The 20,639-nt window shown below is 63.6% G+C and carries 16 protein-coding genes; 12 read left to right on the plus strand and 4 right to left on the minus strand.

What is annotated here, in order from left to right:
- The first annotated feature begins 51 nt into the window (after positions 1-51).
- Genes FSY59_RS04875 through FSY59_RS04900 form a run of 6 tightly spaced genes read left to right on the plus strand, consistent with a single transcriptional unit; the run spans position 52 to position 3,970 of the window.
- Positions 52-975, plus strand: coding sequence for a glyoxylate/hydroxypyruvate reductase A (locus FSY59_RS04875; RefSeq protein ID WP_148728600.1), 924 nt, complete (start codon positions 52-54; stop codon positions 973-975).
- Between the two features lie 16 nt (positions 976-991).
- Positions 992-1,900 carry a hydroxymethylglutaryl-CoA lyase gene (locus FSY59_RS04880; RefSeq protein ID WP_148728601.1) on the plus strand — a complete coding sequence of 303 codons (909 nt, stop codon included), beginning with the start codon at positions 992-994 and terminating at the stop codon, positions 1,898-1,900.
- 47 nt (positions 1,901-1,947) lie between these two features.
- Positions 1,948-2,490 carry a DUF2799 domain-containing protein gene (locus FSY59_RS04885; RefSeq protein WP_232536074.1) on the plus strand — a complete coding sequence of 181 codons (543 nt, stop codon included), beginning with the start codon at positions 1,948-1,950 and terminating at the stop codon, positions 2,488-2,490.
- A 46-nt stretch (positions 2,491-2,536) separates the two neighbouring features.
- Entirely contained in the window at positions 2,537-3,034 is a 498-nt protein-coding gene (locus FSY59_RS04890; protein ID WP_003059053.1) for a YbaK/EbsC family protein, read from the plus strand.
- Positions 3,031-3,312 (plus strand): DUF1289 domain-containing protein, encoded by a 282-nt coding sequence (locus tag FSY59_RS04895; RefSeq protein ID WP_003059052.1) that lies wholly within the window; start codon positions 3,031-3,033, stop codon positions 3,310-3,312. The genes FSY59_RS04890 and FSY59_RS04895 overlap by 4 nt, the downstream gene beginning before the upstream one ends.
- A 22-nt stretch (positions 3,313-3,334) precedes the next feature.
- Positions 3,335-3,970: a 2-hydroxychromene-2-carboxylate isomerase gene (locus FSY59_RS04900; RefSeq protein ID WP_003059051.1), complete on the plus strand. Its 636-nt coding sequence runs from the start codon at positions 3,335-3,337 to the stop codon at positions 3,968-3,970.
- Between the two features lie 45 nt (positions 3,971-4,015).
- Here FSY59_RS04900 and FSY59_RS04905 read toward each other — a convergent pair whose 3' ends face one another.
- On the minus strand, positions 4,016-5,137 hold the full coding sequence (locus FSY59_RS04905; RefSeq protein WP_050872071.1) for an NADH:flavin oxidoreductase/NADH oxidase: 1,122 nt from the start codon (positions 5,135-5,137) through the stop codon (positions 4,016-4,018).
- Between the two features lie 356 nt (positions 5,138-5,493).
- Between FSY59_RS04905 and FSY59_RS04910 the strand changes: the two genes are divergently transcribed.
- Entirely contained in the window at positions 5,494-6,414 is a 921-nt protein-coding gene (locus FSY59_RS04910) for a LysR family transcriptional regulator (RefSeq protein ID WP_148728602.1), read from the plus strand.
- 92 nt (positions 6,415-6,506) lie between these two features.
- On the opposite strand, the gene FSY59_RS04915 is transcribed toward FSY59_RS04910, so the two are convergent.
- Together FSY59_RS04915 and FSY59_RS04920 are read right to left on the minus strand one after the other, a co-directional pair.
- Positions 6,507-8,240, minus strand: coding sequence for a cation acetate symporter (locus FSY59_RS04915; RefSeq protein ID WP_003059048.1), 1,734 nt, complete (start codon positions 8,238-8,240; stop codon positions 6,507-6,509).
- Positions 8,237-8,545 carry a DUF485 domain-containing protein gene (locus tag FSY59_RS04920; RefSeq protein WP_003059047.1) on the minus strand — a complete coding sequence of 103 codons (309 nt, stop codon included), beginning with the start codon at positions 8,543-8,545 and terminating at the stop codon, positions 8,237-8,239. Before FSY59_RS04920 ends, FSY59_RS04915 begins: the two co-directional genes overlap by 4 nt.
- Before the next feature lie 293 nt (positions 8,546-8,838).
- Between FSY59_RS04920 and FSY59_RS04925 the strand changes: the two genes are divergently transcribed.
- From FSY59_RS04925 to FSY59_RS04940, 5 genes are all read left to right on the plus strand, one after another.
- Positions 8,839-10,521 (plus strand): MFS transporter, encoded by a 1,683-nt coding sequence (locus tag FSY59_RS04925; RefSeq protein ID WP_003059046.1) that lies wholly within the window; start codon positions 8,839-8,841, stop codon positions 10,519-10,521.
- Between the two features lie 259 nt (positions 10,522-10,780).
- Positions 10,781-11,794, plus strand: a complete 1,014-nt coding sequence (locus tag FSY59_RS04930) for a porin (RefSeq protein WP_003059045.1) — start codon at positions 10,781-10,783, stop codon at positions 11,792-11,794.
- A 220-nt stretch (positions 11,795-12,014) separates the two neighbouring features.
- Positions 12,015-12,152 (plus strand): hypothetical protein, encoded by a 138-nt coding sequence (locus FSY59_RS27340; protein ID WP_003059044.1) that lies wholly within the window; start codon positions 12,015-12,017, stop codon positions 12,150-12,152.
- Between the two features lie 137 nt (positions 12,153-12,289).
- A complete protein-coding gene (gene uvrA / locus FSY59_RS04935; protein ID WP_148728603.1) occupies positions 12,290-18,226 on the plus strand; it encodes an excinuclease ABC subunit UvrA in 5,937 nt (1,978 codons plus the stop codon).
- Positions 18,227-18,241: 15 nt separating this feature from the next.
- Positions 18,242-19,003 (plus strand): hypothetical protein, encoded by a 762-nt coding sequence (locus FSY59_RS04940; RefSeq protein ID WP_148728604.1) that lies wholly within the window; start codon positions 18,242-18,244, stop codon positions 19,001-19,003.
- 193 nt (positions 19,004-19,196) lie between these two features.
- On the opposite strand, the gene FSY59_RS04945 is transcribed toward FSY59_RS04940, so the two are convergent.
- Positions 19,197-20,483 (minus strand): TRAP transporter large permease, encoded by a 1,287-nt coding sequence (locus FSY59_RS04945; protein WP_148728605.1) that lies wholly within the window; start codon positions 20,481-20,483, stop codon positions 19,197-19,199.
- Between the last annotated feature and the right edge of the window lie 156 nt (positions 20,484-20,639).

Raw genomic sequence — 20,639 nt, forward strand, 5'->3', positions numbered from 1 at the left:
TTGGCCACCTGCGTCTGCAGCGGTCATGGCAAAGCGTTAGGCTTGGCATCCATGAAAGTCTTATTTTGCTGTGACGATACGCGGCCGGAACCCTGGCTCAAAGGTTTGCATGACGCGCTGCCGGGTGCGGAGATTGCCATCTGGGAGCCGGGCGCAGCCCAGGCCGACTATGCATTGGTCTGGGCGCCGCCCCAGCAGTTCCTCGACGAGCAGGCGGCCGGCCTGAAGGCCATGTTCAATATCGGCGCGGGCGTGGATGCCTTGCTGCCGCTGCGTATTCCCGCCGCGCTGCCCGTCTACCGTCTCGAGGATGCGGGCATGGCTGTGCAGATGGCCGAGTATGTGGCCCAGGCAGTGATCCGCTTCTTCCGTGGCCTCGATCGGTACGAGTCCGACATGGCGCAGGGCCTGTGGCAGCACCAGCGCAACCCCAGGCGGGTGGACTATCCCGTGGGCGTGATGGGCCTGGGCAAGATGGGCGAGCGCGTGGCCAGGGCGTTGACGGTGTTCGATTTCAAGGTCAATGGCTGGAGCCGCTCGCCGCGCGAGCTGCAGGGCGTCGAATGCTTCAGCGGCATGGACAGCCTGGACCGCTTTCTGTCCGAGACGCGCATTCTGGTCAACCTGCTGCCCCTGCACGACGAGACCCGCGACATCATCAACGCCCGCACGCTGGCGCTGCTGCAGCCCGGCGCCTATGTGATCAACGTGGGGCGCGGCGGCCATGTGGTCGATGCCGACCTGATTGCGCAGATCGAGTCCGGCCATGTCAGCGGCGCCATGCTGGACGTGTTCCGCGAGGAGCCGCTGCCCGAGAATCACCCGTTCTGGAAGCAGTCCGGGATCATCCTCACCCCCCATACCTCGGCCCGCACGCTGGCAGCGGACAGCATTGCCCAGATCGTGGGCAAGGTCGCCGCCATGAGCCGGGGTGAGCCCGTCACAGGTCGAGTCGACCTGAGCAAGGGCTATTGATAGCAAGGAGACAAGAATGAAGTACCCCGCACGCGTCAAGATCATCGATGTGGGCCCGCGCGACGGCCTGCAGAACGAAAAGCAGCCTGTGCCTGCCGCCGTCAAGATCGAGCTGGTGCAGCGCCTGCAGGACGCAGGCCTCAAGGAGATCGAGGTCACCAGCTATGTGTCGCCCAAATGGGTGCCGCAGATGGCGGACAACGCCGAAGTCATGGCTGGCATGGTGCGCAGAGCCGGGGTGCGGTATTCGGTGCTCACGCCGAATCTCAAGGGCTTCGAAGCCGCGCTGGCCAGCAAGCCCGACGAGATCGTGGTGTTCGGCGCGGCCAGCGAGGCCTTCAGCCAGCGCAACATCAACTGCTCGATTGCCGAGAGTATCGAGCGCTTTGCGCCCGTGGTGCAGGCGGCCCTGGAGGCAGGCATTGCCGTGCGCGGCGCCATGAGCTGCACCGTGGGCTGCCCCTACGAAGGCGAGATCGCGCCCGAGAAGGTGGGCTATCTGGCCGGGCTGATGAAGAGCATCGGCGTGCAGCGCGTGGATGTGGCCGACACCATCGGCGTGGGCACGCCCGTCAAGGTGCAAAAGGCGCTGGAGGCCACGCTGGCGCACTTCGATATCGACCAGGTGTCCGGCCATTTCCACGATACTTACGGCCAGGCCCTGAGCAACACGCTGGCGGCGCTGGATCTGGGGGTCTGGAACTTCCAGTCATCGGTCGCCGGACTGGGCGGCTGTCCCTATGCCAAGGGCGCCACGGGCAATGTGGCCACCGAAGACGTGGTCTATCTGCTGCAGGGCATGGGCATAGAGACCGGCATCGACCTCGACAAGCTGATCGATGCGGGCCAGTTCATCAGCGAGCATCTGGGTCGCCCCACGCAGTCGCGCGTGGCCAAGGCCTTGCTGACCAGGCGCGCGGGCTGAGGCCAAGCGCAGCCCGGGCAGGCATGGGCGTTGTTACCATCGCCGCCATGCAAGCAAGAACAAGTTTTTCGTGGGCCCTGTGTCTGGCGGCAGCTACCCTGCTGGGAGGCTGCGCCGGCATGGATGCCCAGGAGTGCAGGGACACGGACTGGGCCTATCTGGGTCAGCTCGATGCCATGGATGGCAGGCTGGACCTGTCCACCCGTGCCAGACGGCATTTCAAGGCCTGCAAGGACCAGGGCGTGCAGATGGATGCACGGGCCTATCAGCAGGGCTGGCTGCGCGGCCTGCAGGATTTCTGCACTCCCGAAAGCGGCAAGAGCTATGCGGAAGCCGGCAGAAAGTTCCAGCCGGGCTATTGCCCGGCGCCGCTGGAGGCGGCGTTTCTGCAAGGCTATGCGCCGGCGCGCGACCGCTATCAGGACAGGCAGTCGGTGCTTGAGCTGGAGCGTCGCATCGAGGCCAAGAGAAAAGAGCTGCGCGAGGCGCGTGACGCCAAGAACAGTGCCGGACATATCGCCTATGTCCAGAAAGACCTGCGTGATTTGCAGCTGGAGCTGGTGCAGCTCAGGCTCAAGCTGGCACAGTAGGGGCCGTGACGCTGCCGGATGGCGGCGCGATTTTCAGGAAAACATCATGTGTGGGTCAGAACTTCATGCGCTGCCGGAAGGCGTGCAGCGCGTCAGCCGCTTTTTGCAGGATGCCGGTCATCCGCATGCGCCGCAAATGCTGGACGGTGCGGCGCGTACCGCACAGGAGGCGGCAGACCAGCTCAGCATTCTGGTCGGGCAGGTGGCCAAGAGCATCATCTTCAAGCGCAGGAGCGATGGCGCGGCCGTGCTGGTCGTGACTTCGGGCGACAGGCGTGTCGATGAAAAGAAAGTGACGCAGCTGGTGGGCAAGGTCGGCCGCGCCGACGCGGACTTCGTCAAGGCCAGCACCGGCTTCTCGATTGGCGGCGTCAGCCCCGTGGCCCATGCAACCAAGGTGGTGACCTTGATCGATGCCGAGCTGCAGCGCTTCGAGACGGTGTGGGCCGCAGCAGGCCATCCGCACGGCGTGTTTCCTGCATCGCCCGCGCAGCTGCAGTCGCTGACCGCAGCCCCCTGGTCGGACGTGGTGGAGCAGGCATGAGTACGGAACTTCTTCAGGAGCAGCAGGCTCAGCAGCTGGCGCAACTGGCCGCCAAGGCCGAGGTGGCCCTGGTCTGGGCCGAGGCCGACCAGCCCGTGGCTTCGCCCTGCATCAACGTCTGCCGCATGACGCAGGACCGCAGCCATTGCCAGGGCTGCTTCAGAACCATTGACGAGATTCGCGCCTGGTCCAAGGGCGATGCCGAGCTGCGTCTGGAGATCTGGGGCCGGCTGCTGCAGCGCGCCGGCCTCGAGGACCCGCGCCAGGCCGAGATCTGATCACCCTTAGAGGAGAGTCGACATGAAGCACATCACCTGTTACCTGGACTTTGTGTCGCCTTATGCGTGGCTGGCGCTGGAGCAGATGCCCAAGGCGCTGCAAGGGCTCAGCTATCACGTGGACTATCGCCCGGTATTGCTCGGGGCCTTGCTGCAAGGCAATGCCAACCCTGGCCCGGCCGGCATTCCGGCCAAGAGACTGTGGACTTACAGGCATGTGACTTGGCTGGGTCAGGCGCTGGGCGTGGAGTTGCAGATGCCGGCACAGCATCCGTTCAAGCCGCTGCCGCTGCTGCGGCTGGCGCTGGCCCATGGGCGTGACGGCAGCATCAACCGCTTTGTGGCGCAGGCCGTGATGCAGCATGTCTGGCAGGGCGGCCATGAGGCCAATGATGCGCAGCGCCTGCAGGAGCTGCGCGCGCAGTTGAAGGAGCAGCTGCGCCAGGAAGAGGACAGTGCCGAGGTCAAGCAATGGCTGCGCGGCAATACCGAACAGGCGCAGCAGGCCGGCGTGTTCGGCGTGCCGGCCTGGGTGGTGGACGGCCATGTCTTCTGGGGACTCGATGCCTTGCCCATGCTGCGCAGCTATCTGGAGGGCAATGCCTGGTTCGATGCGCAGTGGCAGGCGTCGGCCCAGGTGGAGTCAGGCCTGGGCTGAAGCCTGATTCAGGCCTGTAGAGCTGCAGGCCTGTCGTTCACTCTCTTACTGCGCTGTGGCCTGCTTGGCAGCGCCGCGATAGCGCTCCAGCCAGTGGGCATAGGGCGCGGGCAGGGTCCAGTCGGGGCGGGCCACGCCCAGGCTTTGCGCCAGCTGATAGGTGTAATGCGGGTTGGCCAGATGGGCGCGGCCGATCATGACCAGATCGACCTGGTGCTCGGCCACGATGCGCTCGGCAACCTGCGGATCATCCATGCCCCAGCCCGAAGCCACGGGCAGGCCGGCACTGCGGCTCACGCGCTGGGCAATCGGCGCCAGGAAGGCGGGCGTGCCCCAGGGGATCTTCACATCGGGAATCACGAAGTTGACGCTGACATTGAGCAGGTCCAGGCCGCGCTCGCGCATCTGGCGCGTGACGGCGATGGATTCCTCCAGGGTTTCTTCATCGCGGCCGTCGTACTCGATGACGCCGAAGCGCGCCGTCAGTGGCAGATGCTCGGGCCAGACCTCGCGCACCCTGGCCACGGTCTCCAGCAGAAAGCGGGCGCGGTTGCTGAAGCTGCCGCCGTAGGCATCGTCGCGCTGGTTGCTGTGGGGCGAGAAAAAGCTCTGTGCCAGATAGCCGTGGGCAAAGTGCAGCTCCAGCCATTCGAAGCCGGCCGCAAGCGCGCGGCGGGCTGCCGCGACAAAGTCGGCCTGCACGCGGGCGATGTCCTCCAGCGTCATGGCGCGGGGGACGCGCGGCAGACCGCCGCCAAAGGCAATGGCCGATGGTGCGATCGGCTGCCAGCCGCGGGCATCGCCTTCGGCAATATGGTCGTCGCCTTCCCAGGGATTGTTGGCGCTGGCCTTGCGTCCGGCATGGGCGATCTGGATGCCGGGCACGGCGCCTGCGGCCTTGATGCCGGCGGCAATGCGCGACATGCCTTCGATCTGGGCGTCGTTCCACAGGCCGGTGCAGTCGGGCGAGATGCGGCCTTCGGGCGACACGCCCGTGGCTTCGACAATCACCAGCCCCGCGCCGCCGCGCGCCATGGAGGCGTAGTGGACCTGGTGCCAGTCATTGGTGAGACCGTCCACGGCGCTGTACTGGCACATCGGCGGAATGGCGATGCGGTTGCGCAGGGTCAGGCTTTTGAGAGTGAAAGGGGTAAAGAGTGCAGACATGCGGAGTATCGGTGGTGCGAATGGAATGAGCCGGCAGTCCTGCAGCAGAGCAGGATGCCAAAAGTTTGATAGCGACCTACGCGCCTCATGGCTGGTTTTCAGCATTAAAGACATCTGAAAATCAATGAATGAAGGTGCTGGAAGCTATCAAAAAATCAAGGACAGCGAGATTCTGAAAACTGCGGAGACCGGCCCCGGGCAATGATCTGCCTGGAGACGAAGTTTTCGGTGTTGCCCGGCATGAGGTCGGCGGGCCAGTGAATGCGGTGCATGCAGGGCTTCTGTCGAAGAGGATTGGGGAAATGATGGGGTCTGTGGTGAAATAAATCCAATCGATATTTCTGATTTGTGAAATCATGCCGACTGATATCAAGAGTCTGGACCTGAATCTGCTCAAGGCCCTGGATGCGCTGCTGGACGAGCGCAGCGTGACGCGCGCTGCCGAGCGTCTGGCGCTGACCCAGCCGGCGGTCAGCGGCATGCTGACGCGACTGCGCGAGAGCTTCGACGATCCCTTGTTCGTGCGCACGCAGCGCGGCATCGCCCCCACGCTGCGCGCGCTGGCACTGGCTGGGCCGCTCAAGGAATTGCTGTGCAATGCCGAGGCGCTGCTGCGTCCCCAGGCCTTTGATCCCGCTACGGCACATATGACGCTGCGCATTGCCGCCACGGATTACGCGCTGCAGGCGGTGGTGCTGCCGTTTCTGGCCGTGTTGCGTCAGCGCGCGCCTGGTCTGTGTGTGGCCGTGGTGCCGGCCCAGCATCTGCCGCTGCACGAGCGGCTGGAGCGCGGCGATATCGATATGGCGCTGGTTACGCCGGAGCGCACGGCCCCCGATCTGCATGCACGCCGGCTGTTCGACGAACGCTATGTCTGCGTGATGCGCCAGGGCCATCCCGATGCGCGCCGGCGCGGCCTGTCACTGCAGCGCTTCTGCGCTCTGGATCATGCGCTGGTGTCCTATGACGGAGGCAGTTTTCATGGTGTGACGGACGAGGCGCTGGAGCGCCTGGGACTGCGGCGGCGTGTGGCGCTTTCTGTGACCAGCTTTCTGGTGCTGCCCGAAATCCTGCGCAGCAGCGATCTGATTGCCGTCGTGCCGCGGCGTCTGGTCAAGCCCGACTCGGGGCTGGTGGTGCTGGAGCCGCCGCTGGAGATTCCGGGTTTCACCAAGACGGCTGCCTGGCATGCGCGCACCCATCGCTCTCCAGGGCACCAGTGGGCACGGGAGCTGCTGTTCGAGCTGGCGCAGGCCGGCGGGATGGACGTGGAATGAGCGCGGCCCGCAGAAACCGTGGCGGTCTCTGCGGGCCGAGGTGAGGGCAGATTCCTGCCGGGGCCCGGCATGGTGCCAGGCCCTTCACATCATCAGTGGCCGGATGCGCCTGCGGCGCCCAGACCGGTTTCCGAACGCACTTGCTGCGCAGGGAACACGGCGCGCTCCTTGGCTGCCTGAGCGCTCTTGTCGAGCACGGAGAACAGCCACACGCCAAAGAAGCCGATCGCCATGGAGAACAGTGCAGGCGAGGCGTATGGGAACCATGCCGAGCCGGCCGGGTTGCCCAAGGTGCCTTCCCATACCGAGGGCGAGACAATGGTCAGGCCCACGGAGGAGACCAGACCCAGGAAGCCGCCGATCACGGCGCCCTTGGTGGTGCAGTCTTTCCACAGCACGGACAGCAGCAGGGGCGGGAAGTTGGCCGAAGCCGCCACGGCAAAGGCCAGCGAGACCATGAAGGCAATGTTCTGCTTCTCGAACACAATGCCCAGCAGCACGGCGACAAAGCCCAGGCACAGCGTGGTGATGCGCGAAACCCGCAGTTCGGAGGCGCTGTCGGCCTTGCCCTTCTTGATCACGGTGGCGTAGAGGTCGTGCGAGACAGCCGAGGCGCCAGACAGGGTCAGGCCTGCGACCACAGCCAGAATGGTGGCAAAGGCCACGGCCGAGATAAAGCCGTAGAACACATCGCCGCCCACGCTCTTGGCCACCAGCACGGCTGCCATATTGGCCGTGCCTGCGCCGCCGTGGATCACGCCCTTGGCCGTGTCTGCCATTTCGGGGTTGGTGAGCACCAGGGTGATGGCGCCGAAGCCGATGATGAAGATCAGCACATAGAAGTAGCCGATCCAGGTCGTGGCCCAGAACACGCTCTTGCGCGCTTCCTTGGCGTCAGGCACGGTGAAGAAGCGCATCAGGATGTGGGGCAGGCCCAGCGTGCCGAACATCAGCGCCATGCCGAAGCTGATGGCGGAGATCGGGTCCTTGATGAAGCCGCCCGGGCCCATGATGGCCAGGCCCAGTTTCTCTGCGACGGATGGCTCGGCACCGCCATTGGCGGCGATCTGGGTGCGTACCTTCACGCCTTCGGCAAACAATGCTTCGGGGCTGAAGCCGTATTTGGACAACACCATGAAGCCCATGAAGGTGACGCCGGCCAGCAGCAGGCAGGCCTTGATGATCTGCACCCAGGTAGTGGCCGTCATGCCGCCAAACAGCACATAGATCATCATCAGACCGCCGACCAGCACCACGGCAATCCAGTAGTCCAGGCCAAACAGCAGCTTGATGAGCTGGCCTGCGCCGACCATCTGGGCAATCAGGTAGAAGGCCACCACCACCAGCGTGCCGCAGGAGGCAAAAATCCGGAAGGGCTTTTGCTCGAAACGGTAGCCGGCGACGTCGGCAAAAGTGAAGCGGCCCAGATTGCGCAGGCGTTCCGCCAGCAGAAAAGTCAGAATCGGCCAGCCCACCAGAAAGCCGATGGAGTAGATCAGGCCGTCATAGCCGCTGGCCATGACGGAGGCCGAGATGCCGAGGAAGGAGGCGGCGGACATATAGTCGCCCGCAATCGCCAGACCGTTCTGAAAGCCGGTGATGCCGCCGCCTGCGGTATAGAAGTCGGAGGCCGACTTGGTGCGGCCCGCAGCCCATTTGGTGATCCACAGGGTTGCCACCACAAAGGCGGTGAACATGATGATGGCCGTCCAGTTGGTGGCCTGCTTGGCGGCGTTGCCGACGTCACCGCCGGCGGCCAGCACGGGCGCCGTTGCGGCCAGCGCCGCAGCGCCCGCCAGCCATTGTGAAGAGATGCGCTGCTTCATTGCTTGATGCCTTTGAGAATGTCGCGGGTGAGCTGATCAAACTCGTTGTTGGCGCGGCGCACATAGAGGCCGGTAATGATCACGGAAAAAATGATGACGCCCATGCCGATGGGAATGCCCAGCGTGGTCACTCCCGCGCCGATGGGCTGCGCCAGGAACTCCTTGTCGAACGCGATCAGCGCGACATAGCCGTAGTACACGATCAGCATCAGAACGGTCAGTGCCAGGCCCAGTCGATTGCGCTTGCGGCGCAGTTGCTGGTAGGCGGGGTTGCTTTGGATGGTCTCTATCACCGGGTCTCGCACAGCGTTGTCTCCTTTGAAGTTTTCCAGCCTGCCATCAGCTACGCGGTGGCTTGCTTGCAATGCATTCTGAGAAGCCCGTCTGACCGCCCCCTTACTTACGATATCGGTGTTTGCCCCCGGTTTTTCACATCGGAAAAAAACGGGTCCGGGTAAGTGCGGAGAGGGTCGGGTAATGCCCAGTCTTGAATTTTGGAGAAGCGATTTTTTGTAAGTTGGCGGTCAGTTGTCGCTTTGATATTGGGCAAACAGGTGAGTTGGCAGCGCCTGACATTCCAAAAACCTAGGAGACAAACATGGCCATCAATGCGACAGCAAACATGGGAGGTAAATCGGCCCCACGGCCGATGAGCCCGGAAGAGCGCAAAGTCATCTTTGCGTCTTCACTCGGAACCGTTTTCGAGTGGTACGACTTCTATCTATACGGATCTCTGGCAGCCATCATCGCCAAGCAGTTCTTCAGCGGTCTGGATGCGGGGTCGGCCTTCATCTTCGCCTTGCTGGCCTTTGCGGCAGGCTTCATCGTGCGCCCCTTCGGCGCGCTGGTGTTCGGCCGTCTGGGCGACATGATCGGGCGCAAGTACACCTTCCTGGTGACGATCCTGATCATGGGCCTGTCCACCTTCATCGTGGGGATCTTGCCCAACTACGCCAGCATCGGCGTGGCCGCTCCCGTCATCCTGATCGCGCTGCGCATGCTGCAAGGCCTGGCCCTGGGCGGCGAGTACGGCGGCGCTGCCACCTATGTGGCCGAGCATGCGCCGCAGGGCAGGCGCGGTGCCTACACCTCGTGGATCCAGACCACGGCAACGCTGGGCCTGTTCCTGTCGCTGCTGGTGATCCTGGGCGTGCGCACCATGCTGGGCGAAGAAGCGTTTGCCGACTGGGGCTGGCGCATTCCCTTCCTGGTGTCCATCCTGCTGCTGGCCATCTCGGTCTGGATTCGCATGACGCTGTCCGAGTCTCCCGCCTTCCAGAAGATGAAGGCCGAAGGCAAGGTCTCCAAGGCACCGTTGACGGAGTCCTTCGGCCAGTGGAAGAACCTGAAGATCGTGATCCTGGCGCTGGTCGGCCTGACTGCGGGCCAGGCCGTGGTGTGGTACACCGGCCAGTTCTACGCGCTGTTCTTCCTGACCCAGCAGCTCAAGGTCGATGCCGTCACGGCCAACCTGATGATTGCGGCTGCCCTGCTGATCGGCACGCCTTTCTTTGTGATCTTCGGTACGCTGTCCGACAAGATCGGACGCAAGCCCATCATCATGCTGGGCTGCATTCTGGCGGTGCTGACCTACTTCCCCGCTTTCAAGGCGCTGACCGAAGCAGCCAACCCCGATCTTGCCGCCGCACAGGCCAAGAACAAGGTGGTCATCGTGGCCGATCCTGCGGAGTGCTCCTTCCAGTTCAACCCCACAGGTACCACCAAGTTCACCAGTTCCTGCGACGTGGCCAAGCAGGTGCTGGCTGCCGGTTCCGTGAGCTATGAAACAGAGGATGCACCAGCCGGCACGCAGGCCATGATCCGTATCGGCTCGACCGAGATCCCTTCGTTCTCGCTCAAGGGCCTGCCCGCTGACGAGGCCAAGGCCAAGGACGGCGCCTTCAAGAAGACCGTGGCTGCAGAGCTGGCCAAGGACGGCTATCCCACCAAGGCCGACCCTGCCAAGATGAACAAGGTCATGATGGTCGTGATCCTGACCTATCTGGTGCTGCTGGTGACCATGGTCTACGGCCCGATTGCGGCCATGCTGGTGGAGCTGTTCCCGACCCGCATCCGCTACACCTCGATGAGCTTGCCCTACCACATCGGCAACGGCTGGTTCGGTGGTCTGCTGCCCACCATGTCCTTCGCCATCGTGGCGCAGACCGGCAATATGTACAACGGTCTCTGGTACCCCATCATCATCGCCGGTGTGACGGCCGTGATCGGTACGCTGTTCGTGCCCGAAACCAAGGATCGCGACATCTACGCCGAAGACTGATGTGAAGTGACGGTGCTGCAATTTATGCAGCATCACATCGAAGACCTGCAAGGCTCGTGCTTTGCAGGTCTTATGCCTTTTACTGCAGCACTAATGGGTTACAGCAGTGTGGCAACAAAGCATCATTGCGTTACTTTTTTGCGATGCAAATCATGCTTTTGAGAGGGGCCCACCTAGAATCACACCTAGCCGCGAGAGGGCCAACAACCTACAAGCCAATGCGGTGCAAAAACACTATCCCAGGATATAGGAGCATTGAATGACCAAGATGACTCGCATCGCTCTGGCCGCACTGGCTGTGATGGGCGCGACCACTGCAATGGCACAGAGCAGCGTGACGCTGTACGGCCGTATCAACACCACCGTCGAGCGTCAGAAGTCCGGTGATCAGTCCGTGTCCGGCCTGTACAACAATGCCTCGCGCTGGGGCATTCGCGGCACCGAAGATCTGGGTGGCGGCCTGAAGGCTGGCTTCACGCTGGAGTCCGGCTTCAACTCCGACACCGGCACCGGTTCCGCCTGGACCCATCCCACGACCGGCATGTCCTTTGCCCGTCAGAGCGAAGTGAACCTGTCGGGTGGCTTCGGCATGATCCGTCTGGGCAACTTCGTGCCCGAGTCCTACTATGCAACCGCTGACTACATCAGCATGCACAACCACGACACCGGTTCTTCTTCCGATGCGCTGTACTACGATCCCGTCTGGTTCGGCGGTCTGAGCACCAAGAACAAGGTCGGCTACCGCACCCCCAGCATGGGCGGTCTGACGGTGGATGCCTCCGTGTCGCTGCACGAGAAGGATCCTACGGTCGGTCCCCGCAAGAACGGCTATGACCTGGCCGCCAACTACGCCACCGGTCCTCTGCACCTGGGCGCTGGCTTCAGCAAGGTGGGCGACAACTGGCAAGCTGCCCTGCGCGGCCTGTACACCTTCGGTCAAGTGACTCTGGGTGCCTACTACCAGCGCAACAAGGACGACAACCAGATCACCGGCACCGGCGCCGGCTCGCGCAACAACTTCCGTCTGTCGGCCATGTATGCCCTGGGCGCTTCGGAGTTCCACGCCAACGTGGGTCACGCCAACAAGTGGAGCCACATCGCCGACTCTGCAGCCACTCAGTGGACTCTGGGCTACAACTACAACCTGAGCAAGCGCACCAAGGTCTATGGCTACTACACCAAGGTGAACAACAGCAAGGGTGCGAACTATGTGACCGGTGCTGCCGGCGCGGACTTCAGCTCCTTCGCTCTGGGCGTGCGCCACAACTTCTAATTTGTGCACCGCGCAAGCGGTGTCTCCAGCAGCTGCAGCTGATAATGCAGACCATTACTCCAAGTTCATACCCCATGTCGCGAGGCATGGGGTTTTTTCTTATGCGCAGCCCGACCTGTAGTAAGCCACGCGCAAACTCGATGGGGCTCAATGGTCGTGCTGACCGTAGCGGCGCAAGCCGCCGCCACGGCTGCTTTTCATAACGACTCTGGAGACTGATATGTGGAAGCTCGCGATTGGTTTTGTGGTGTTTGCCGCCGTGGCGCTGTTTGTCATCATGAAGGCGGGTGACAAGGTGGACATGAGCGGCGAAAAACATGGTGCGGATGCAATCCATGCACCGGCGGAGTCCAAATGAACACTGCCGCACCCGCGCAAAGCCCCGCAAGCCGGGGCTTTTTTTCGGCCGCTGCAAAACCTTAATGCACATGCGCAACCCAGGTTCTTGCCAGGACTGCCTAGAATGTTTGGCCTCCATTGAAAAGACCGCAGAACATGACGCAGGGCCTGATCCGTATCCGTGGTGCTCGCCAGCACAATCTTCGCAATCTGGACATCGACATCCGTACCGGTGAGCTGACCGTGGTCACCGGTCCCAGCGGCTCGGGCAAGTCCAGCCTGGTGTTCGACACCTTGTACGCCGAAGGTCAGCGTCGCTATGTGGAGACCTTCTCCGCCTATGCGCGGCAGTTCCTCGACCGCATGGACAAGCCGGCCGTGGACAAGGTCGAGGGTGTGCCGCCCGCGATTGCCATCGACCAGACCAACCCGGTGCGCAACTCGCGCTCCACCGTGGGCACGATGACGGAGATCAACGATCACCTCAAGCTGCTGTTTGCGCGCGCGGCCCAGCTGTTTGACAGCAGGACGGCCCTGCCGGTGCGCCATGACACGGCGGACAGCATTTACGCCGAACTGGCCCAGCGCTGCGAGGCGGCGGGCGATCCGCGCATTGCCATCACCTTCCCGGTGGAGCTGCCGGCCAATACCTCGGCCGAAGAGGTGGAGCAATGGCTGTCTGCCAGCGGCTTCACCAAGGTGCAGGCCGAGCGCGAGGTGGAGCGCGCTCATGCGGCCAGTGACGAAGTCGCCAAGGGCAAGAAAAAAGCCAAGCCAGCCCCCGAGAAGATCAAGGTGCTGGATGTGATCGCCGACCGCTTTCGCCTCGGCAAGGCCGAGCGCGCCCGTGCCATGGAGGCGATCGAGGTGGGCCTCAAGCGCGGCAGCGGCAGGCTCACGGTGTATGTGCTGCCCGAGAGTGCTGCAGAGGCGGCCGAGCCCGAGCTGTGGAAGTTCTCGCTGGGTCTGCATTGCCCTGAAAGCAATCTGACCTATCAGGAGCCGATTCCCTCGCTGTTCTCGTTCAACTCCGCAGTGGGAGCCTGCGATGCCTGCCGTGGTTTCGGGCGCGTCATCGGGGTGGACTGGGGTCTGGTGATTCCGAACGAAAAACTCACCTTGCGCACCGGTGTCATCAAGCCGATCCAGACGCCGGCCTGGAAGGAGATTCAGGACGACCTGATGCGCCACTCCGAGGCCGAGGGCATTCCGCGCGATACGGCCTGGTCCAAGCTGACCCAGGCGCAGAAGGACTGGGTGATCGAGGGCTCGCCCAACTGGAACGGCAAGTGGAGCCAGACCTGGTATGGCATTCGCCGCTTCTTCGAGTACCTCGAAAGCAAGGCCTACAAGATGCATATCCGGGTGCTGCTGTCCAAGTACCGCAGCTATACCGAATGCCCGAGCTGCGGCGGTGCCCGCCTCAAGACCGAAAGCCTGCTCTGGCGCATTGGCAGCAAGCAGGCAGCGGATGCCGTGCTGCCGCCCGGCGACGAGAGCGGCAGATACCAGCGCTTCATGCCGCAGGCAGTGGGCTGGAGCCGTGAGCAGCTGGAAAGCCTGCCAGGCCTGTGTCTGCATGATCTGATGCGTCTGCCGATCACGCGCCTGCGCGAGTTCTTTGCACAGCTGGTGCCCAGCGAGGCAGCCGACAGGAACGATGGCGAAACCCAGGCCTTGAAGATGCTGCATGCCGAAGTCATGACGCGGCTGCAGTATCTGTGCGATGTGGGCATAGGCTATCTCACGCTGGACCGCCAGAGCCGCACGCTGAGCGGTGGCGAGGTGCAGCGCATCAACCTCACCACCGCTCTAGGCACTTCGCTGGTCAACACCTTGTTCGTGCTCGACGAGCCATCGATAGGTCTGCACCCGCGCGATATGGAACGCATCACCGAGGCCATGCAGCGCCTGCGCGATGCGGGCAATACGCTGGTGGTGGTGGAGCATGACCCGGCAGTGATGTTTGCCGCCGACCGCATGATCGACATGGGCCCTGGCCCCGGTGCGCGCGGCGGCCAGATCGTGTTCGACGGCACGCCAGAGGATCTGCGCCAGGCCGATACCCTGACCGGTGCCTACCTGGGCGGGCGCAAGCAGGTGGGTTTCGGCCTCAAGCGCATGGTGACCGAGAGCACGCCGCGCCTGATTCTCGAAGGCGCGCGCGAACACAATCTGCAGGGCATCAGCGTGGACTTTCCGCTGCAGCGCCTGGTCACCATCACCGGCGTTTCGGGCTCGGGCAAATCCACGCTGATCCAGGATGTGCTGGTGCCTGCGCTGATGCGTCACTTCGGCAAGCCCACCGATGCCGCAGGCGCATTCGAGCGCCTGCTGGGCGCAGACCATCTGGCCGATGTGATGTTCGTGGACCAGTCTCCGATCGGCAAGACGGCGCGCTCCAACCCGGTCAGCTATGTGGGCGCCTGGGATGCGATCCGCGAGCTGTTCGCCGTGGCACCACTGTCGCGCCAGCGCGGCTACACCGCTGCCAAGTTCAGCTTCAACAGCGGCGACGGCCGCTGCCCGACCTGCGGCGGCTCGGGCTTCGAGCATGTGGAGATGCAGTTCCTCTCGGACGTCTATCTGCGCTGCCCGGACTGCAACGGCACGCGTTATCGCCCCGAGATTCTGGAAGTGAAAATCGAGCGCAACGGCCAGCCGCTGAATGTGGCCGATGTGCTGGAAATCACGGTGGCCGAAGCCGCGCTGCTGTTTGCGCAGGACCGCGACGTGATCCGCGCGCTGCAGCCCATCGTCGATGTGGGCCTGGAATACGTGAAGCTCGGCCAGCCGGTTCCCACGCTGTCGGGCGGCGAGGCCCAGCGCCTCAAGCTCGCAGGCTTTCTGGCCGAGGCGGCCAAGGCGCAGTCCAAATCCAAGCAGTCGCTGGCCAAGAAAGGCACGCTGTTCCTGTTCGACGAGCCCACGACCGGCCTGCATTTCGAAGACATCGCCAAGCTCATGCGCGCATTGCGCAAGCTGCTGGAAGCGGGCCACTCGCTGATCGTCATCGAGCACAACCTGGACGTGATTCGCGCCAGCGACTGGCTGATCGATCTGGGCCCTGAAGGCGGTGATGGCGGCGGTCTGATCGTCGCCGAGGGCACGCCCGAGGAGGTGCGCCATGTGAAGGAGTCGCACACGGCCCAGGCCCTGCGCGAATACGACCTGGCCATGGGCGTGGGCGGCGAGGCGGTGCGCGAAGTCGCTCCCATGCTCTACAAGCCGCAGCGCAAGGCCCAGGCCGAAAAGGCGCCGCAGGCCAAGAACGCGATCGAGATCGTCAATGCCAAGGAACACAACCTCAAGTCCCTGAGTGTGGATGTGCCACGCGGCAAGTTCAATGTGGTGACCGGGGTGTCGGGGTCGGGCAAGTCCACGCTGGCTTTCGACATCCTGTTCAACGAAGGCCAGCGCCGCTATCTCGAATCGCTCAATGCCTATGCGCGCTCCATCGTGCAGCCTGCGGGCCGTCCCGAGGTTGATGCGGTCTATGGCATACCGCCCACGGTGGCCATCGAGCAGCGCCTGTCGCGCGGCGGTCGCAAGTCCACGGTGGGCACGACCACCGAGATCTGGCACTTTCTGCGCCTGCTCTATGTGAAGCTGGGCGTGCAGCATTGCATCCACGACGATGCCATCGTGCAGCCGCAGACCGAGGAAAGCATTGCCGCGCAGCTGATGACGAATTTCCGCGGCCAGACCATAGGCCTGCTGAGTCCGCTGGTCGTCAACCGCAAGGGCGTCTATACCGAGCTGGCCGACTGGGCCAGACCCAAGGGCTACACGCATCTGCGCGTGGACGGCGAGTTTCTGCCGACCACGGGCTTTCCGCGCATAGATCGCTTCAAGGAACACACCATCGAGCTGCCCGTGGCCAGCGTGACGGTGACCGCAGCCAACGAGAAGGAGCTGCGCGGCCATCTGCGCCAGGCACTGGAAATCGGCAAGGGCGTGCTGCATGTGCTGTCCGGCATCGAGAACCTGGCCGACGCCATGCAGGGCGGCCGGAGCACGGCCGGCATCGGCGCGCTGCAGGTGTTCTCCACCCAGCGTGCCTGCCCGGTCTGCGCCACCAGCTATGCCGAGCTGGACCCGCGTCTGTTCTCCTACAACAGCAAGCATGGCTGGTGCCCCGATTGCGTGGGCACGGGCGTGAAGCTGACCAAGGACCAGCGCAAGGTCTATGACGACACCTTGCTGGCCGACGACAACCGTGGCCGGGAGGTGAAGTTCGAGGGCCAGGAAGTGGAAGATCTGGCCGAGGTGGAATGCCCCAAGTGCCACGGCACACGTCTGAACCCCGTGGCGCGAGCCGTGAAGTTTCACGACGAGGCGATTACCGATATCGCCCAGCTGTCGGTCAGCGATGTGCGCCGCTGGATACAGAGTCTGGAGCTTACGGGCCGCGAAGCCGATATTGCGCGCGATCTGATTCCCGAGATCCAGAGCCGTCTCGAATTTCTTGAAGAAGTCGGTCTCAACTATCTGACGCTGGACCGCGGCGCCCCCACCCTGAGCGGGGGCGAGGCCCAGCGCATCCGTCTGGCCGCACAGCTGGGCAGCAATCTGCAGGGCGTCTGCTATGTGCTGGACGAACCCACCATCGGCCTGCATGCGCGCGACAACCAGATTCTGCTCAATGCCTTGCACAAGCTCGGCGACAAGGGCAACACGCTGGTGGTGGTGGAGCACGACGAAGACACGATTCGCCGCGCCGATCACGTGATCGATATCGGCCCCAGCGCCGGCATTCGCGGCGGCCGTCTGGTGGCCGAGGGCACGGTTGCCGACATCATGGCGGCCAAGGACTCGGTCACCGGGCGCTATCTGCTGCACGCCATGCGCCACCCTTTCAAGCCACGTCTGTGGGTGGGAGAGGGCCAGCCTCCGGTACAGCCGGCTGCTATCGATGCAGAAGCTTCTGACGCTGGCGATATGGAGGCTTCAGACAAGAAGCCATCCAAAGCCAAGAAAAAGAAAGCGGTAGCTGCTAATGAAAATGTGGTTCAGCAAGAGAGCGACGCATTGCACTGGCTGACGGTGCTGGGCGCGAATCTGCACAATCTGCAGAATGTGGACGCGCGCGTTCCGCTCGAGCGGCTGGTGGCCGTGACCGGGGTTTCGGGCTCGGGCAAGTCCACGCTGGCGCGCGATGTGCTGCTGAGCAATGTGGCGGCCTGGGTGCAGCAGCGCTCGACCAAGGCCGGCCGCGATGCCATGGATGCCGGCAAGTCGCCGGCGCTCGTGGGCTGCAAGGGGCTCAAGGGCTTCGAGACCATCGATCGCGTGCTCGAAGTCGACCAGACTCCGATCGGCAAGACGCCGCGCTCCTGCCCCGCGACCTATATCGGCTTCTGGGACACGATTCGCAAGCTGTTCGCCGAGACCCTGGAGGCCAAGGCACGCGGCTATGCGGCCGGCCGCTTCTCGTTCAACACCGGTGAAGGCCGTTGCCCGGCCTGCGAGGGCCAGGGCGTGCGCACCATCGAGATGAGCTTTCTGCCCGATGTGAAAGTGCCTTGCGAAGTCTGCCACGGCGCACGCTTCAACCCCGAAACGCTGGCCGTGACCTGGCGCGGCAAGAGCATTGGCGATGTGCTGCAGATGGAGGTCGATGAGGCCGTGGAGTTCTTCGCCTCCATGCCCTCGATTGCCCATCCGCTGCAGTTGCTGAAAGACGTGGGTCTGGGCTACCTGACCCTGGGCCAGCCATCGCCCACACTGTCGGGCGGCGAGGCCCAGCGCATCAAGCTGGTGACCGAGCTGACCAAGGTGCGCGACGATATCGGCCGACGCGGACAGAAGGCTGCGCACACGCTGTATGTGCTGGACGAGCCCACTGTGGGCCTGCACATGGCCGATGTGGACAAGCTCATCCATGTGCTGCACCGACTCGTCGATGGCGGCCACAGCGTGGTAGTCATCGAGCATGACCTCGACGTGATTGCCGAGGCGGACTGGATCATCGATCTGGGCCCCGAAGGCGGCAAGGACGGCGGGCGCATCGTGGCCACGGGAACCCCCGAGGATCTGGTCGGCATCGGCACCCACACCGGCAAGGCACTGGCGCCGGTGCTGGCGCGGTAAGAGGCGGCGCGCACCATGTCTTTCTCGCGCAGCAGCTTTCCTGCACCGGCGGAGCTGGCCGCCTCGCGTGTCGCGTGGATGGCGCAGATCGCGCGCCCACCGCTGCCGCCGGCGGTGCAGGCCTGGATGACGTGGGCGCGTGGCTGCAAGGATGCGCTGCCGTGGTTGCAGCTTCCTGCATGGCGTGAAGGCGCGGGCAACTGGCTCGCGATGCAGCGTGCCACCGATACGACCGGGCTGTGGTCTCAGACTGGTGAGTACCGCTTCGGCCTGGACCTCAAGGCCAGCACGCCCGGTGATCTGCGCTGGATCGATGGTGCGGTGGCGGATGGCTGGAGCCCGCACTGGCTGGTGCTGACCCATGGCCTGGATGGCGACCCGCTGATCGGTGACATGAGCCGGCCCGAAGTGCCTGTGCTGTGGAAGTGGCATGACGAGCCGCACCGCGCGGCCAGGCCATTGTTTGCCTCGCTCGAGGAGTTGATGGCGCACGTGCAGCCCAAGGCAGCCAAAGCGCCACTGGTACCGCGTGAAACACGCTCTTCCATCATCTTCTACACCGTGCGCCTGCTGGAGCTGGGGCCCGATCCGGCCAGGGTCATGCTGGCGCTCAGGAAAATCTTCACGACGATGTCTGTGCAGGAGCTGCTGAAACTCAAGACCCGGCTGCCGCTGACGCTGCTGGACGATAGCGTCAGCGCCTTGCAAAAAGACCGCCTGGTGCAGCATTTCGAGGGTCTGGGCGCTCGCGTGGAAGTGAGTGAACGTCGCTTGTAGCGCGCAGGCAAGGGCGGTCGATACGGCGCATGCAGCGCGCCCTTCCACAACTCACCTCACCATCATCACGCATCACCCGCGCCATTTCAGCAAAGGCAGGTGCATGGTGTTCATGGAGCTGCAGCACCGATTATTTGATCGAAAAAAAGGCCCACGTGATGCACGCAGGCCTTGTGGTCCAGCACAGTCCGCTTTACTGGAAGCCCAGCGTATGCGGCAGCCAGGTCGACAGCTCGGGGATAAAGGTCAGCAGGCACAGCACGACGAAGTGGGCCAGCAGGAACAGCGGCATCTCGCGCGTCAGCTCGGTGATGGACACGCGCGTGGACACGGCGGTCACGAACAGCAGGCCGCCGACCGGTGGCGTGATCATGCCCAGCGTGAGGTTGACGATCACCACCATGGCGAAGTGCGTGGGATCGATGCCCAGGCTGAAGGCGATGGGCGCGAGAATGGGCACCAGAATCATCACGCCGGGCAGCGGCTCCATGAAGATGCCGAAGACCAGCAGCAGAATGTTCACGGCAATCAGGAACATCACGGGCGACAGCTCCCAGCTCACGATCAGCCCGGACAGATACTGGGGAATGCCTTCCACCGTGAGCACCCAGGCAAATGCTGCCGAGGTCGCCATCACCAGCAGCACCGAGGCCGTGAGCATGGCCGAGCGCGCCAGGATGCCGGGCAGGGCCGACCACTTGAGCGTGCGGTAGACCCATTTGCCGCAGACCAGGGCATAGAACACGGCCACGACGGACGCTTCCGTGGGCGTGAAGATGCCGAAGCGGATGCCGACCACGATGAGCACGATGAGCATCAGCGCGGGGATGGCCTTGAAGCTGGTGCTCCACATCTCGCGTGCCGAAGGGCGCGGCTCGGTGCTGCGGTAGTTGCGCTTCTTGCAGACCCACCAGTTGACGGCCGCCATGGCCAGCGCGATCAGAATGCCGGGAATGAAGCCGGCCATGAACAGGCCGCCCACGGACACATTCTCATCCTGCAGCGCATAGATGATCATGCTCACCGATGGCGGAATGATGGGGCCCACGATGGCGGTGCTGGCCGTCAGCGCGGCTGCATAGGGGCGGCTGTAGCCGGCCTTGTCCATCATCTTGACCATCATGGAGCCGGGGCCGGCTGCATCGGCCAGGGCCGAGCCCGAGATGCCCGAGAACATGGTCAGCGACAGCACATTGGCATAGCCCAGGCCGCCGCGCAGATGGCCGACGAACTGGGCGGCAAAGCGCAGCAGCACGGCCGTGAGCGCACCGCCCGACATCAGCTCTGCGGCCAGGATGAAGAAGGGCACGGCCATCAGCGGAAAGCTGTCGATGCCCGTGAACATTTCCTTGAAGACGATCAGCTGTGGATAACGTCCACCGACAAAGACTGCAAGGGCTGCCGAGATGGCCAGCGCAAACGCCACCGGAAAGCCCAGCGTGAGCAGGGCGATGATGGCAACAAATAAAGTGATACCCATGATGTTTCAATCGATCAGTGATTCATGGCGCAGCGCATGAAACTGGCGCACCCCAAGTGAGATACACCGAGGAAGGGCCTATGCCGGCCGCGCCGCCCCGCACCGAGGTGTGTCTCCCTCCCGCGAACCGAGAGAGGGGGGGAGGCGCGCAGCGAC

Origin of the sequence: Comamonas sp. Z3, from assembly GCF_008121565.1 — a bacterium.
Classification (GTDB): Bacteria; Pseudomonadota; Gammaproteobacteria; order Burkholderiales; family Burkholderiaceae_C; genus Comamonas; species Comamonas brasiliensis.